Source organism: Mesobacillus campisalis (assembly GCF_000986785.1).
GTDB lineage: Bacteria > Bacillota > Bacilli > Bacillales > Cytobacillaceae > Mesobacillus_B > Mesobacillus_B campisalis.
In genome coordinates, this window is record NZ_LAYY01000001.1 from 191,895 (window position 1) to 207,950 (window position 16,056).

Annotated in this window: 15 protein-coding genes; 4 read left to right on the forward strand and 11 right to left on the reverse strand. The window is 36.7% G+C overall.

The window, feature by feature from the left end; all coding sequences use genetic code 11:
* Window positions 1-8: 8 nt before the first annotated feature.
* The 6 genes from WQ57_RS00800 to WQ57_RS00825 all read right to left on the reverse strand — a co-directional run bounded on the left by WQ57_RS00800 (window position 9) and on the right by WQ57_RS00825 (window position 6,240).
* Window positions 9-1,202: a carboxylate--amine ligase gene (locus WQ57_RS00800; RefSeq protein WP_241481452.1), complete on the reverse strand. Its 1,194-nt coding sequence runs from the start codon at window positions 1,200-1,202 to the stop codon at window positions 9-11.
* Window positions 1,203-1,296: 94 nt separating this feature from the next.
* Complete coding sequence (locus WQ57_RS00805; RefSeq protein ID WP_046521805.1) at window positions 1,297-2,514, reverse strand: glycosyltransferase family 2 protein; 1,218 nt, start codon at window positions 2,512-2,514, stop codon at window positions 1,297-1,299.
* Between the two features lie 46 nt (window positions 2,515-2,560).
* Window positions 2,561-3,769 carry a glycosyltransferase gene (locus WQ57_RS00810; protein ID WP_052948602.1) on the reverse strand — a complete coding sequence of 403 codons (1,209 nt, stop codon included), beginning with the start codon at window positions 3,767-3,769 and terminating at the stop codon, window positions 2,561-2,563.
* A gap of 22 nt (window positions 3,770-3,791) precedes the next feature.
* On the reverse strand, window positions 3,792-4,715 hold the full coding sequence (locus tag WQ57_RS25630) for a UDP-3-O-(3-hydroxymyristoyl)glucosamine N-acyltransferase (protein ID WP_052948603.1): 924 nt from the start codon (window positions 4,713-4,715) through the stop codon (window positions 3,792-3,794).
* Complete coding sequence (locus WQ57_RS00820; RefSeq protein ID WP_241481466.1) at window positions 4,716-5,531, reverse strand: beta-keto acid cleavage family enzyme; 816 nt, start codon at window positions 5,529-5,531, stop codon at window positions 4,716-4,718.
* Window positions 5,532-5,583: 52 nt separating this feature from the next.
* On the reverse strand, window positions 5,584-6,240 hold the full coding sequence (locus tag WQ57_RS00825; RefSeq protein ID WP_046522021.1) for a PIG-L deacetylase family protein: 657 nt from the start codon (window positions 6,238-6,240) through the stop codon (window positions 5,584-5,586).
* Between the two features lie 237 nt (window positions 6,241-6,477).
* On the opposite strand from WQ57_RS00825, the gene WQ57_RS00830 reads away from it, so the two are divergent.
* Both WQ57_RS00830 and WQ57_RS00835 read left to right on the forward strand, forming a co-directional pair.
* Window positions 6,478-7,299 carry a UTP--glucose-1-phosphate uridylyltransferase gene (locus tag WQ57_RS00830; RefSeq protein ID WP_046521807.1) on the forward strand — a complete coding sequence of 274 codons (822 nt, stop codon included), beginning with the start codon at window positions 6,478-6,480 and terminating at the stop codon, window positions 7,297-7,299.
* Window positions 7,300-7,325: 26 nt separating this feature from the next.
* Complete coding sequence (locus WQ57_RS00835) at window positions 7,326-8,606, forward strand: UDP-glucose dehydrogenase family protein (RefSeq protein ID WP_084820098.1); 1,281 nt, start codon at window positions 7,326-7,328, stop codon at window positions 8,604-8,606.
* Between the two features lie 272 nt (window positions 8,607-8,878).
* On the opposite strand, the gene WQ57_RS00840 is transcribed toward WQ57_RS00835, so the two are convergent.
* The 4 genes from WQ57_RS00840 to WQ57_RS26445 form a co-directional block, all read right to left on the reverse strand.
* Window positions 8,879-9,880 carry a glycosyltransferase family 2 protein gene (locus WQ57_RS00840; protein WP_046522023.1) on the reverse strand — a complete coding sequence of 334 codons (1,002 nt, stop codon included), beginning with the start codon at window positions 9,878-9,880 and terminating at the stop codon, window positions 8,879-8,881.
* 198 nt (window positions 9,881-10,078) lie between these two features.
* Window positions 10,079-10,978, reverse strand: coding sequence for a glycosyltransferase (locus WQ57_RS00850; RefSeq protein ID WP_046521809.1), 900 nt, complete (start codon window positions 10,976-10,978; stop codon window positions 10,079-10,081).
* Window positions 10,975-12,099 carry an NAD(P)-binding protein gene (locus tag WQ57_RS00855; RefSeq protein ID WP_046521810.1) on the reverse strand — a complete coding sequence of 375 codons (1,125 nt, stop codon included), beginning with the start codon at window positions 12,097-12,099 and terminating at the stop codon, window positions 10,975-10,977. The genes WQ57_RS00850 and WQ57_RS00855 overlap by 4 nt, the downstream gene beginning before the upstream one ends.
* A gap of 167 nt (window positions 12,100-12,266) precedes the next feature.
* Window positions 12,267-12,428: an NAD-dependent epimerase/dehydratase family protein gene (locus WQ57_RS26445; protein WP_156183014.1), complete on the reverse strand. Its 162-nt coding sequence runs from the start codon at window positions 12,426-12,428 to the stop codon at window positions 12,267-12,269.
* Between the two features lie 279 nt (window positions 12,429-12,707).
* Here WQ57_RS26445 and WQ57_RS00860 point away from each other — a divergent pair, with 279 nt between their 5' ends.
* Window positions 12,708-13,829, forward strand: a complete 1,122-nt coding sequence (locus tag WQ57_RS00860) for a glycosyltransferase family 61 protein (RefSeq protein WP_046521811.1) — start codon at window positions 12,708-12,710, stop codon at window positions 13,827-13,829.
* Between the two features lie 14 nt (window positions 13,830-13,843).
* Window positions 13,844-15,088 carry a glycosyltransferase gene (locus tag WQ57_RS00865; protein ID WP_241481453.1) on the forward strand — a complete coding sequence of 415 codons (1,245 nt, stop codon included), beginning with the start codon at window positions 13,844-13,846 and terminating at the stop codon, window positions 15,086-15,088.
* A gap of 187 nt (window positions 15,089-15,275) precedes the next feature.
* Here WQ57_RS00865 and WQ57_RS00870 read toward each other — a convergent pair whose 3' ends face one another.
* Window positions 15,276-16,049 carry an NAD-dependent epimerase/dehydratase family protein gene (locus WQ57_RS00870; RefSeq protein ID WP_338151884.1) on the reverse strand — a complete coding sequence of 258 codons (774 nt, stop codon included), beginning with the start codon at window positions 16,047-16,049 and terminating at the stop codon, window positions 15,276-15,278.
* Window positions 16,050-16,056: the final 7 nt, after the last annotated feature.

Below are 16,056 nucleotides of genomic sequence, written 5' to 3' on the forward strand. Positions count from 1 at the left end.
AACCCTTGTTACCTCCTGCTTTTCCATGCATATTTGAAATCAGAAATGACTCCGCGTATAAATGGCATTGGATCATTGAAACGAAATGATGCAAATGATTTTACGCCGGCAAAAGATTTTATCCATTTACCAAAGTTCATACTGCCCTTTTTACGTTTCTCCAAAAAACCTAACAAATATCGCGGAGAATGGACCCATTTTATCCCTTCCGTTTGATTTAATTTTTTTGAAGGATTTTGGCCGGTTGCCATTAGGTAATATAAATAGGAAAAATCTATACCTGATGCGTATGCCAAACTGTTGGATACAGTTGTCCGGGCATTTATTTCGATAAATTTCAGGATTCCGTCCCGTGGATCTATTTTATATTCGGCATGAGCCAAACCAACAAAATTTAGTGTTTTAAAGAATGACACCCCCAAATTGATGAGCTCTTCATTCCTTTTGCTCAAAACAAGGACGCCTGATCCAAATATGGGTGGATATTGTTGAAGTTTTTGGCTGGAGAACACACCGAGTAAATCCATGTGTTCATTAAAAAGAGTGGCTATTTCGTAAACACAATGATCGTCACCGGGGATGAATTCCTGTATCATTAATTCACCGAATTGTGCATAAAACGGGTACAAGGTTCTTAATTGAGAGGCGCTTTCAATAATGATGGCCTTTTTGTTCATCCGCTTACGGTAATCAGCTGAGAATACAGGTTTTAATATACACGGAAAAACAAAATCAGCGATAATATCTTCCAGTTGGTCTGGATGTTCAATAAAAAAGGTTTTCGGGGTAGGTATGTTATGCTTAAGAGCCAGGTTATACGTTTGCCGTTTATCTAATACAGATTGAATTAGGGAATGATCTGGCATATTGAATAAAAAGTGTTCAGTTAACTGTTCTCTGAACTTGGAGATAAAAAAAACATAATCATCGGATCCTGCGAACAGGACAGCTTTTCGTTTCAAATTTCCCCCCGTTTTAATAAGGTGGTCTAACAGTTTATCTTCTTCGAATATTGGATGTGGACAAGGTCCACATTGGGCGTGGAGAGTTTTTCCTTTTTTATATTTTGAAAAAACATCATATGCATAAACTTTAATGCCTTTTTGTTTTAAACTGCGGATTATCCCTAGACCATTGATACTTAAATCCAAAACAACTGCAGGGAGGTCATGCATTGGTTGATTATTCTTTGAGATTTTCAAAGATATTCACTCCTAAACTCAAAGTATAGGAATTGATAAAATCGATTTTACCTATTATTTCTATTACTCTCGTTACTTTTTGGATGGCGGATTTTTATCTATTATTCAACAAATCAAATAGTTTAATTAAATGCGGATATTGTTCGTGGGAATCAATTTCATTTCTTTGATGGATAATTCGGTCTTTTCTTTTCCGGTCTTCCTGGATACCGGCACTCTGCATTAAATTTATGACCGGCTTGCCCTGGGAATCCAAAATCGCTGCTTCTTGCAGTAACTCTACAATACATTGGTTGAATTCTTCATACTTTCCAGGGAACTTCCTTTTTAGGGAATAATGTTCATTCATGATGGAATCCATAAACTTATAGTCTTCTTTTTGAATAGATTTTAAGGACCTGATGCAAACATCCAGAACTGGATGCTTTTTTTGAAAAAGTACCCGGTTCTTTTTTCCTTGCTTTAAGTAGCCCGACACTATGGGGTGCTCCTGGTGATAGCGAATCAGTTCCGGTTCTACAATAAACGTAACACCAGCTTTTTTTAATCGGAAAGCCAAATCATGGTCTTCTGTTCCCCATCCCTTATAATCCTCATCATATCCACCAATCATGTCAATTGTGTCTTTTTTTACAGATAGGTTGCCAACACAGGCCAGCCAATTTAAATGACTAGAATCAAAATGTTCACCTAATTGCTCCAGAACATTATTTGTATGCTTCTTTGCGATGGACAGCCTTTCTAATTGCGAAAAGTTTCCGATGTCTTCCTTTTCTAAAAGAACAATTGGCGAATTTAATTGTTTTACATATCGACCAATTTTTTTTGAATGCATCTCTTTCCCGAGTCGCTTCGAAAACCAGCTTCTGGTGGGTTTCCGTTTAAGTAGCCTGGAAAGATCTTTTGTTTGTTTAGAATTAAAACCTGGAAAGAGACAAGAATACAGTTTATGTCGTTTCCTCCCTCCAATTACTACTGCATTATCTATTGATTGATGATGTTTTAAATGATTTTCTACATATTTTGCATCAACAATCATTTCCGCATCCAAAAACATAACAACTTTACCCCGTGCTATCCGAAGTCCTTTATTCCTGGTGGCTGGCAGGCCTAAATTAGATTTATTGCGAATGTACTTAAAATTATAATCTGGAGAGAACTCTTTAAGGAGGGGGGTTTCATCGGTAGAAGAATCATCTATTAATATGACTTCCATCTTGGCCAGATCATACGTTTGATTTTCCAATGAGAATAGACAAAACAAATTTAAAGGGTAACGGTTAAAGGATGGAATGATTATGCTAACATCCATATTATGACCCCTTTCACCAGTTTTCTTAAAACCGTTTTAAAAATTTTTAATGAGCAACAAGCAAGTCAAATAATTCGATTAAATGACTATAATTCTTTAAGGATTCAAGTTCACTTCTTTGTAGCATGATTCGTTCCATCCTTATATTGTCTGCTTCAATACCTGTCTTCACCAGAAGATTCTTTGTGGATTTTTTTCGTGCTTTTAATTTTATGATTTCCTGGAGCATAGAAATAATAGAATCTTGAAAGTCAGTATATTTTCCAGGAAACTCACCCAAAAGTAATGTATTTTCGTTTAATATTTTTTCCACAAAAACATAATCAAATTTTTTAATAAATTTAAGAGATCTTATACAAACATCCAGAGTTGGATGTTTTTGTTGAAAATACACGATGTTTTTCCACCATTTCTTTTTCTTGTTTCGAGATACAGGATGTTCTTGGTGGTACCGTTTCAATTTGGGGTCAACTTTAAATTTTGCTCCAGCTTTATACAGCCGGTAAGCAAACTCCCTGTCTTCCTCCCCCCATTGGGTAAAGTTTTGGTCATATCCTCCTGTTTTTATGATTAGATCTCTTCTTAAAGAAATATTGCCCAAACAAGCCATCCACGCTATTGGACTGGTTTCCAAACGATCTCCCAGCCCCTTCAGTATATTTTTCGTTAGTTTTTTTTGTACAGTATACGGAGCTAAACTTCGGAAGTTTGCAATATCCTTTTTTCCTAGAAGAGGAATTGGATCGTTTATTTTACGGGTAAACGGCTGAAGTTTTTCGCCTTTCATCACCTGTTTTAATCGTGCTCTTACCTTTTTGCTTTTTTTGGCGAGAACCTTTAGGTCTTTTATTTGCGAAGAATTAAGCTCAGGGAAAAGGTGAGAATACAGTTTTACACCAACGCCACCGCCAATCACAACGGTATTTTCCTCTTTGAGATGGTGTCGATAGTTATTTTTTACATATTCCGGATCAATGATCATTTCAGAATCCAAAATAATAATAATCTCCCCTTTAGCCTCCTTGATTCCTTTATTTCGAGAAGCTGCCAGGCCGAGATTTTCACTGTTACGAATATATTTAAATTTATAATGGGGCTGATAATCTTTAAGATGCGGGGTATGATCTGTAGAACCATCATCAATTAAAATTACTTCCATTTTTGATAAATCAAAGGTCTGTTTCTCCAACGCATATAAACTTAGGAGTAATTGAGAATATCGGTTAAAGGATGGCATGATTATACTTACATCCATATGTTCACCTCCCCCTAAAATACTATTTGCTATCCTTTTTGTTTATCGGTTTAGCCGGTATCCCGGCCACCGTATCAAAAGCATTTACATCTCTAATAACTACCGATCCCATTCCGGCAAGCGAACCTTCTCCAATCGTAATTCCTTGTTTTAAGATAACTCCAGGAGCAATCCAGCTGTTTTGCATAACGGTTGTATTTCCCCCCAAATGCGTTTGGTGGGTAATCATGCCATGTTCATGAATGACCACATCATGAGATATGTGATTTAAGTTGCCAATCTTAACATTCTTCTTTATGACTGTATCCGATAACTTGCCTCTAGCTATTACTGTATTACTTCCTACTTCAACATAATCACCTAATTGAACTCCTCCAAGATGAGGGAATTTCACATATTCTCCTTGCAAGTTCTTTTGATAACCAAAGCCATCTGCCCCTATCACAGTTCCGCTGTGGATGATGCAATTGGAACCGATAGATACATCATTGCCGATAACCACGTTGTGAAAAATCTTTGTTTCTTCACCGATACACACGTTATCCCCTATGATGACGCCATGACCAATATATACATTTCTGCCTATTTGAACATTATTCTGGCTAATGACTGCTGTATCGGATATACCTGTTAATGCTGGCTTGGGATAAAACTCATTCACCACAATAGCAAATGTATCCCTCGGGTTTTCAACGGGGATAAAAACGATTCCTGCATCTTTTGGTACAACAGCATTTAAGGAGCATAGTACAGCTGCACTTTTTATACTCGACCACTCAAAAGTCTGGGCTTCCATCCTTGATAACGTGTTTGCTTTTGAATCATAGATTGAAGAAAAACCTGTAATGACAAAGTCTTTGTTCATTTCTCCTATGGTCGGTTGGGTAAGCAATTTGTTAACTCTTAAGAATTCTAATAGAGTATCTAGTTTAAGATTCATCTCCATCTAAGAATCATCCCCAATTCCGAGAATCCTCCTGGCTTCTTTTGGTGTGGCAATTTCCCTGTTCAGGTCAGCCGCATACTGTGCCAACCTTTCTACTAGCTGTACATTATTCTTTGCCAGCTCACCGTATTTGAAATAAACGTTATCTTCCAGCCCGGTTCTAATATGCCCCCCTTGAATAATGCCTAATAAATTCATGGGTAACTGCCCCTTGCCCACAGCTGCAATTGACCAGGTGCTATTGGATGGAATGCTCTCTTTTAAATGAAGAAAGTTCTTGGCATTGGCAGGAATACCTCCTGGAACCCCCAGAACAAACTGGAAGTGTAAAGGCTCTTGCAATAGTCCTGATTTAGCCAGCTTTAAAGCTTGGTCAATCATTCCAAAATCAAAAATCTCTATTTCGGGTTTTATTTTGTATTCATTTATCTTTTCAGCAAGCCTGCGAACAAATGCAGGAGAATTGATCATGACACTATCTTTGCGGTTCATGGAACCCGGAGTGAACGTCGCCATTTCAGGCCTGGAGACAAGGTGATTCCATCTGTCTGCTTCAACACCTTTTTGCCCCCAACCTGTAGTAGTTAAATTGATTATCACATCGCACCGTTCCCTAACTTTCTCCACTATCTCTTGATACAGATCGACACGCTGGCTAGGGGTACCATCATTTTCACGGGCATGAATATGGGCAATCGATGCCCCTGCTTTCCAGCATTCATAAACCTCATTTGCAATTTCATCAGGTGTTATCGGAAGGTTAGGGTTATCTCTTCTTGATGTAACGCCGCCAGTAACGGCAGCAGTGATTATCATTTTCTCCAAGTTTTTCGCCTCTCTTTTGATATCAGGACAATATTATTTTGCCTTACTTCCAAATCCTTCTTATCACTTCAAACGCTTCGGCATGTTCCAACCCCACTGTCATCCCTCTTACAGAGGCTAAAGACTTAACACCTTCATAAGAGCGCGGATGAGGATATGGGCGCATTTCCACATCATACTCCTTCAGAGCAAGAAGTTTATCCTGCAAGGTATCCGAAATATTAACGAAATAATTAGGCTTAAATGTTCGATCATTCGTTTGCTCCGTCCATTCACTCGAAGAGACGGTCTCGAAACAAAGAAGTTCAACCATTGTTTTTCCAGGAAGCGGCCTTGCAGCCGTTAATACTGCCTGGTAAGTGATCTGATGATCTTTATTTAAATCTCCATAATGGTGAGTGAGAATCATCTCAGGATTATAGATGTCAAGTAACGTTTCAATTTCTTTCGTAATTTGGTGGAGGGGGATTGTATGCATCTCCAAATTAGGAAGTTTAAGAAAATGAAATTCCTTAACTCCAAGAATCTTGTTAGCCCGTTCCATACACTTTTCAATGCGGTGCTCTTCTTCTTTGCGGCCCTTTGCAGTAATGACGGTTACTACTTCGTATCCATTGTTCACCAATTTTTTGATGGTACCACCGCACCCCAATATTTCATCATCCGGGTGGGAAACGATGACAAGAACTTTTTTCGTCAGCATAATCACCTCTAACTGATTGTGATATGTGTATTTATATGTTTGAAGTTCAATATTTGAAATGGACAGTTGCGGAGTTTAGAAGTTTTAGAGATACATAAGAAATAGATGAGGAAAGCGTCAAGGCAAACCAATACGCTTGATAAACACCTATTTAGCGCCCTTTATGATGTGGAATTATCCCCTTTTCGGACAAAAGTGAATATATTGGAAACAGTTAGGAAGGAGGGGATTAACATGGTAAAAAAAGCAATTATCCCTGCGGCTGGATATGGTACGCGAAATTTACCGATTACAAAAGTATTACCTAAGGAAATGATGCCAATCTGTGGGCGCCCCGCCATCGACTATATTATTGATGAGGCCATTAAATCGGGGATAGAAGAGGTCCTAATCGTTGTTTCACGTTCCAAGAATATGATTCTCGATTATTACGACCATTGTCCAGAATTAGAGAATCATTTAGAAGCATGTGGGAAACATCATTTATTAAAGAAACTTGAACTTCCTAAAGTTCATATCCAATATGTAAGGCAACCATATGCAAGAGGTTTGGGAGATGCCATCCTTCTAGGCAAACAGTTTGTTGGAAACGAACCTTTTGCCGTGATGCTGCCGGATGAAATCATTCTTACCGAGCCAAAACCGGCTTTACGGCAGTTAATTGATTTATACAATCTCCAAAAAGGCAATATTCTTGGATTAAAGAAAGTAGACAGGAAATTCCTCCACAAATACGGAGTCGTTGAACCAGAAAGTCGAAAAGACGGTTTTATTAAGATTTCCGATGTTATTGAAAAACCAGATAGTTCGCCTCCGTCCGATTTAGCTGTGATAGGGAGGTATGTGTTGGAACCGGCTATTTTTCAATTACTTGAGCAGATTCCTACAGGAAAAGGCGGAGAAATACAGTTAACAGATGCAATTAGACGAATGTTGAGTGATGCCCCCTGCTACGGAGTGAACATACTTGGCACCAGATTCGATATTGCGACACTTCCAGACTATGTAAAGCTTATTAATCAAATTTGCGGTCCATCTGCTGCTGCCGATGAGTAACAACTTAGAATTTATGGAGGAAAATAATGAAGATCTTGATTATTGGTACAGGGTACGTCGGGACAACCACTGGGCTTGTTTTTTGCGAAATGGGCCACAAAGTAACCGGACTGGACCTTGATGAACGAAAAGTGAATTCGCTGCAATCAGGAAAACTCCATTTCTACGAACCAGGTTTAAATGATTTGCTTTTAAAGCATCTAAATCTAGAAAATATTACTTTTACGACGGATACACAGAAAGCCATTAAAGAAAACGATGTTATTTTTTTATGCGTTGGAACCCCGCAAAGCCCAAACGGAAGCGCTGATTTACAGTATGTCAAAAATGCAGCAAGCTCGATTGGATCTTTTATGAATCAATACAAAGTAGTGGTCAACAAAAGTACGGTTCCCGTCGGAACAGCAGAGCTCGTTTCAAACATCATTAAAGAAAATCAACCCTCTGAAGTCCCCTTTGATGTTGTTTCCAACCCTGAATTTTTAAGAGAAGGATCCGCCTTGAAAGATGCGCTGCACCCTGACCGAGTTGTCATTGGATCAACAAGCAAAAAGGCAACATTAATAATGAAGGAACTGTACAAAGAAGTAACTTGCCCAATTATCGAAACGAACCCAAAATCAGCTGAGTTGATTAAATACGCAGCCAATTCCTTTTTGGCATTAAAAATCTCCTTTATGAATGAATTGGCGAGACTTTGTGATGAACTTGAAATAAACATTAACGATGTTTCAAAAGGGATTGGCCTTGATCATAGGATTGGCCCTCATTTCCTTCAAGCAGGTATTGGCTATGGGGGGTCATGTTTTCCAAAGGATGTTCAGGCCTTGCTTCACACATCACGCAAAAATGGAATCAATCTTTCCATCCTTGAACGTGCAAGTGAGGTGAACAGGACCCAGGCGACTTATTTTATGGAGAAATTAACCAATACGGTTGGAGATCTTAATGGAAAAACCATTGCTGTGTTAGGATTGGCTTTTAAAGCCAACACAGATGATACAAGGGAATCTCCAAGTTTGACAGTCGTTGATTATTTGGCCAAACATAATTGTAATGTTAAGGTTCATGATCCAGTGGTAAGGTTACAAAGTAGTGCCTATATCCAGTATTCAACTATCGAAGAAACAGTCGCTGATGCAGATGCTATTATCATTTGTACAGACTGGGATGAATATCGAAATATACAGTGGCACAAGTTGAAGGATTTAATGAAGCAACCTTTACTTTTTGATGGAAGGAATTTAATTAATCGAGATGATATAATAGGTTTAGGATATCATTATATTAGCATAGCTAACTTCTAATTTAATCACATTTGAACATGAATTTTTAAAAGGTGGGATGACCTTAAAAACTAGAGTTTTTTATGAAGCAGCTAATAGGCTGGTATGGATGCGGTATTGAACCGGACTCATGCCAGCCTATTTTTCTTAATACGCATGTACTTTAGTAATTACATACTCTTTTATCTCTTTTTAATTCCTCAAATAGTACTTCTCCGTAATAACATGCTTCTGGCATAAATGCAATTGTAGACCCTCATTACAACTGAAAATTTCAATCCCGCCCCTCCCGATTAGTTAACAACATTCCATATTAAAAAGTGATGGATATTCATATTTAGTCCTTTGCCATTAAGAAATTCAATCGCCCTTCTTGAATGATAAGATATAGAATCAAGAATAATAATCGCGTCAATATTCCCCTGATTATGCTTCGAAACCATTGAATTTAGATCGGCCTTTATAGGGAGATAGCTCTCGATCGATATGTTTAGCAAAGGTAGTACATTGCTATGAAAATGTTTCAAACCTTTCTTGGGTCCTATAATGCTGAAAATGGGAGGTCTCCTAAGATGCTTGTAAAGCATCCTCTCGATCGCAGAAATGGAGGCTAATAATACTTCATTACATGTTTGAACATAATTAGAGCGGGATAATGAATTTATATTCACTCTCCATTGATAGAGAGTTTTATCAAGCTTTTCAATGTCCCCATATTCCATCATCCTTAACCATAAATCATAGTCATAAGCAATCTTATAGAAGGGATTATACCCTCCAGCCAAGGTATAAACTTTTTTGGAAAATAGCATCGACCCATGAGTTAGTGAGCAGCCGTAAAACCTTTTCAGAAAAATTTCTTCTCGCTTTCTTAGACGATTTGCGCCATCTTCCTCTGCTTTTATTCTCTTCCTGTCTGAAGCTCCAACTCCAGGAATACAATCAACTAATGATCCGACACCGACTAATAATGGTTGTTCTTCTACATATCTAACTTGTTCTTCCAATCTTGTCGGAACACTAATATCATCTGCGTCTTGAATAGCGATCCATTTTCCTGTCGAGCTTTTGATTCCCCTATTTAAAGCTGCAGCTGCACCCGCATTTTTCTTTAAATGTATAACACTCACTCTTGTATCAGTAATCTGGTCTAATAATTCTTTCGTTCTGTCTGTTGAACCATCATTTACAATAAGAAATTCAAACTCACGATAAGTTTGTCCTAAGATACTGTTTACTGCTTCACACAAGTAATCTTCCCCATTATATACAGCCATGATTACCGAAACTTTCACCAACCATTGCTCCCTTCTATTTTTTGTTCATTATATTCATGAAGCAAATATATGTTTTTGTCCCTTCATTGATAACCCGAAAAGCAGAGCGATTGTCAAAGAACGTAGGCGAAGCAATTGAAAATACAAAAAAAGAAGGACTTGGGCAAATCCTTCCGCGGAATTTATCATGGATAAAAGTGTTTGATGTTTCAATTATCATCGCTTGATATGAAAGATTTGGTCTTTTTCCTTATAGACTTTAATCTGTTTTATTTGATAGGTCGATTGATATTGGTTCCTTAACAGGAATGAGAGATACATCATATGGATAAACAAGAAAAACAAAAAGCCCAAAAGGATAAATAAATCAGAATTGTACCTTACCGTAAAGTAAGCGCATGGTATAAGGAATAAACACAGGGCGATTAACAAATATCTGAATTTAAAATAAAGTAATTTGAAATAAAGAGCGTTAAAAATTCGATTTATGCTTTGAGGAGGTATTTTCACGTTGTTTATTGGGGTGTATTTGATGATCGAAAGTGGATATTCCGTCAAGGCGTATAAGGAATCCCTAAAAAGACTTTTATTAATCTTTTTAACCCTTGCAAAGGTCAAAATTTGATTAATTGCTCTTCTGGAAATCACTTTTAAAGGTCCGCTCGATACGTTCTTGGGAAAATGAACAAGCTTGTTTACTAATTTATCTGATAAAGAACTCAATGCACTGTTTTCCTTTGACCGTGCAAAGATTATATCATAGCCTGATTTGGTTTTTTTAAACATTTCCTCAAGTAAAGTAAATGGATAATTGGCGCGAATAGAGTCAATTTCAAAAACATAATCCCCCATAGCCCTTTCTAATCCTGCAATCATTCCAGTCTCCAATCCATGCTGATAGGCCAAGTCCAGAATGACAAAATGACCGTTAAGATCACTAACTTCTTTTTCCAACAATGAAAGATTCCGTTCCTTCATTGAATCATTAATTAATAGGATTTCATAGTAAGCAAAGGTTTGGTTTACATAGGGTGTTATCGTCTTCAAAAAATGAGAAATCAAACTCTCATCTTCATCACCAATATAAACAATTAAAGAAACGAAGGTTTGAATCATTCCAGCACTTCCTCTAAATCATAAATAGTATTTACCTTACCCGATAATATAGTCATAACAAATGGACTTTCACTATGGATTTGGAATAGCGTCGGTCTTGCATCGTCGATTTCGGAACTAGAGATAATCGTTTTAATCGCAAACAAGGGTTTCACAAAAGTGAAGTCAACGTGTTCATTAAAATAATTGTTTGCCTGTTGTTTCATATAGGGCCAGGAGCTCAAAGGTCGAACTGGGCAATCATTACAATTCTTCAAGTCGGCAGGGGTACAATCTTCTCTGAAATCCTGGCACTTAAATGTGGGTAATGGTTCATTGGAAGGACAATGTGGCGTATATTTGACAGAAGATAAGGAATGAAATCCTGTTAATCCAAAAGGCATAACTGAAAGAAAAGGACCATCCATGATCGTTAACCCAACATTTTCAAGAAATTGATTAGGCTGTACAAGAATCATTTCGCATAACTCATATTTTAATGGAATGAAAGATAAGTTGAATTTATCCAAAATACTATTAGTGGAAGCATAGGTCGCATTAAGGACGGCGGGGGTCGTGATGGAAAGATCATCATTAAACGAAAGTTTATATCGGCTATTGACAACCTCTGCCTCAATTAAGTTTAATCCCCACAATAAGGATACATGCTTTATTTGTTTTAGTTCTTCTATAAACCAATCCCTGATTTTTGCCGAATCAAATGAAAATTCCTCTGTTTCAAAAGCGGCTTCCACTCTCTTTTTATTAAAATAAATTTCAGGCTTTATGCTCTTTAACGGAATATCAATATAATCACAAAACTTTTCAAATTGGGTTGGACTTACTAAAGAATCAGCTTCGGATATCCCGTAAATTTTGGAAAACTTATTATTTATCGCAAATGAAAAATCATTACAAAACCTCTGGTAGTTCAAAGAAGATCTTATTGCTGTAGATATGCTTCTAGGATAATGATAACCTTTATGAATCCTTGCTTGATTAATATAGCTTGCCCTTTTAAAAGGAGAATCCTCAATATCGATTAAGGCTACATGATGGTTTTTTTTAGCCAATAAGAGGGCAGCATACATTCCAAATATACCTGAACCAAATATGACATAATCAAATTCCTTGTGTCCCATTGATTCTCTCCTTTGCCGTTGGTGCCTTCATAGCCTCCTTTATTTCCACCTTCTTCAGCACACCATAATAAGGTCGATAAGATATATTATTAAAAGGCATTACATTCCGTTACGATAAATTATTTTGTGCATTTTAAAGTATTGAATAACCAAAAAGGAGGAACTGATTAACTAATTCGAGAGAAAAAGGCGACATTGGAATTCCGCAGATCGTATTCACTGCTGCGAGGAATTATAATATCAGTGCACCCTTGCTCTTTAAACCGATTCACAACATAAGAACCGAGGAATCCCGCCCCTCCGGTAACCAATATTCTTTTTCCCCTCATAGATAATCCCCTCCCCCACTTTACAACTAGTCACAATTTATGCTGAACCGCTGAGGGAGTGCAGAAAGAATCAAAAGCAATGCACGAATTGCCGTTTTTATTTAGAATTTAAAAATTCTGCATTAAAGTGCCAAATAATAAAAAAATGAATATATTATCATTAGATTTTCAAAAAAATTATTAGGCTATCCTGTATTCTCAAGGTGAATTTCCGGATTAATGTTGAGTATAGCGTACATTCTCAAGCACGAAATCGATATTAAATAATGAGGTGCTTTCATGGATCAGTCTTTTGAAAAATTACCGCCTGAAGGTTATTACACTGATACGTTAGATTGGGTGGAAGAATTTGTTTCTGATAAGACAAAGATAAATGATTATTATCGCGTTATTTATCCTGAGCACAAATTAGATTTAAAACTTCCGAAAGGAATAACCAATATTCCGCATCAAAGCTTTAACACCGAGTATTATGGTCAATTTTCAAAAGCATTTGTGGCTTTAATTCCCGAAGGGAGGATATGGGGGAACAATGGTTCAGTAATCAGTACCAATAACAAGCTTCTATGGGATGTATCGATGGAATGGAATGGTGAAATACCATCTAAACATTCTATTTTTATGGAGAAAAAACTACCTGGAATTGATTACCTGGATGAAACAGTGGCTGTCGTCTCTTTTATTGGCTGCCCAGGATTCTATCACTGGATGTTGGATTTATTACCACGTATTCATTTATTAAACCAAAGTGGCTATAAAATTGATAAGTATGTCGTTAATCGGATGACTTCACCAGTACATGTAGAATCTTTACTGGCTTTAGGCATACCGAAAGAAAAAATTATTGAGACCCATGAAAACTTGCATCTTAAAGCAAAAAACGTAATTGTTACGTCCATTCCCCATAGAAATGGATATCCAAAATGGGCGGCAGATTTTCTTCATAAAGAGCTATTTCCTTCAAACAAAAGCGGAAATGCTCCCAACAAGTCGTATGAAAGAGTTTATATTAGCCGTGAAGATGCACAGTTTCGAAATGTGATTAATGAGACTGAAGTATTGGAACTCTTGTCAAAATATAAATTCAAAAAAATAACACTTAGTAATAAAACATTGGAAAACCAGGCAGATATTTTCAGAGAAGCTAAAATTATAGTGGCTCCACATGGTGCTGGACTTTCAAATTTAGTATTTAGCGATAATTGCAAAGTGATTGAACTTTATTCTGAGCAATACGTGGCCCCGGTATTTTGGCTATTAAGTAATCATCGAAACCTGGATTATTATTCTCTTATTTGCAAAGGAGGATCACCCCCTTCACCTATAGATCGTGATGATCATATTCAGGTAAACATTGATGAGCTTAAGAAAATATTGAAAATTGCAAGTGTTAAAAAATAGAATACCTAGAGGGAGTGGTTATCATAAAAATTCTATATCTAATACATCAATTCTTCCCAGAAACATATACAGGAACAGAAAGTTTTTTGCTGAATCTTTCCAGTCAGGTAAAGGCAAACGGGCATGATGTGAAAATAATTACCCATAGTTTTCAACCCGAATCATACTTTGAGCACACCTACGGGAACATTATGTACAAAGAGTTCCAATATAATGACCTTCCTATTATTGCTTATAAACATATCAATGATCCTGGTCCTGAAATTCTATATCAAGCCCTTGAAGATTCAAATATCTCAGAATTTGCAAACATGCTTTTTGAAAAGGAAAAGCCTGATATCGTTCATGTCTCACATTCAATGAGGATGGGAGAATTTCTTTCCACAGCAAAAAAATTGAACATACCTTACTTTATAACACTTACCGATTTCTTTTTTATGTGCCCAAAAGGTATATTTATGACAAATGAGGGTACTCCATGTACGGGGGCTAAGCAAGGGGATGCTTGCAAAACCTTTTGCCCTGAAATCAATAATGAATTTGTCAAATATCGTTACAACCAAGCTAAAAATTACTTACTCTCAGCTAGAGAAGTGATTGCCCCCTCCTTCTTTTTGGCAAATATGTTCAAAGATGAATATCCTGAATTAGACATAAAAATTATTAATTACGGCATTAATCTTAACAAATGCCAGCAGAATGAAACCTCTTATACTAAAGACCATAAATTAACGTTTTGCTATGCGGGGAGCCATAATTACCATAAAGGAGTACATGTCTTAATAAAAGCATTTTTAAACAGCAAAGTAAAAGATGCAAAATTAAAAATCTATGGATCCGGAAATGTCGAATCTTATAATGCTCTACTTAGGAAAAAAGCCAATAAAAATAGTAATATCGAATTTTGCGGAGTTTATGATGAAAAGGATGTTGGGACAATCTTCAGTGAGGTAGATGTACTCATTGTTCCATCAATCTGGCATGAAAATTGTCCTTTCGTTATTTACGAAGCACTAGCCTGTGGATTGCCTGTAATTGCTTCGGATGTTGGGGGTATCACTGAAATCATTAGTCACAGGAAGAATGGGTTTACCTTTCCAAGAGGTGATTCAAAGAGGCTTGCCAGAATTGCAAGAAAATTAATCAGTAATCCCGAGATTTTAAATGCAATAAAGGAAAATTTAAAAAGAGGAAAAGTTAATACAGTTCAAGATGAAGCTAGCGAATATTTAAAACTTTATCATGCCACAAAACAATAATTGAGAAAATTTCCAGAAAACCAAAGTGAGGCCGTCTAATTTGCTGATAAAAAAAGCACTTGAGAAAAAACGATTGTTTCTCAAGTGCTTTTCTTTTTATTTATCAGCGCATACTTCTGCTTTCTCTTGACATTCAATTCGGGCTGTTTCATGTCCTCGAAAATTCTTCTAACAGGAATGCCGCCAATTAAGAAGTTCTTTTCGATCTCTCGAGTTGGATAAATTCCTTAAGGTCTTTGAGAACCGCTTCCTTTAAATATAAATATCCATTCTTTCCTCCAAAAGCAGGGAAATGCATACTTTTCACATTATAAATCGCTGGCTTTCTCACCGTTATATGCTGGAAATCAAAATCAAGGCATTCCTTTGCTACCAATTGTGCAGATAGGGGTTCTGTCGTAATGTTTAGTAACTTGAGTTGATGATTCTCTGCTATTTGAATATCCTTGTAAAGATTTCCTAGATTGTAAAATTGGTATATACTGTCTTTATGTGTCCATTCCAGACAATGGTTATGAATTAAATCAAATATGAAGTTCTTTTTTAGCCCATGCCCAAATAAAGCCGGCAACCGGATAATTAAATGATTAGCAAATTTATTTTGCACAAATTCCTCGAGATATCTCCTATGCCTCCCATATGGAATTAAATCTTCCAATAAAATTGGAGATGTTTCATTCACATCCAAGGGACTTTGATACACATCTACTGTGGAAATTAATATAAACTTGTTGGCTTTAATCGACTGAAGGTTCGCAGTTAGACTCTTAATATTTTGGAAATCTTTTGCTGGTTCTTTATTAGCTTTCCATTTAACACCCGAAGCACCAGCACATATTATATATTCAAATTCGTTCTCTCGAACTTCAGATATATTTTTAGAATTATATAGCCTGTCAAATCGGGTTTGTTTTAAAAGGTTTCCTCCAACCAATCCTGTGTTTCCTATTAAGGCTCTCACCAAATGA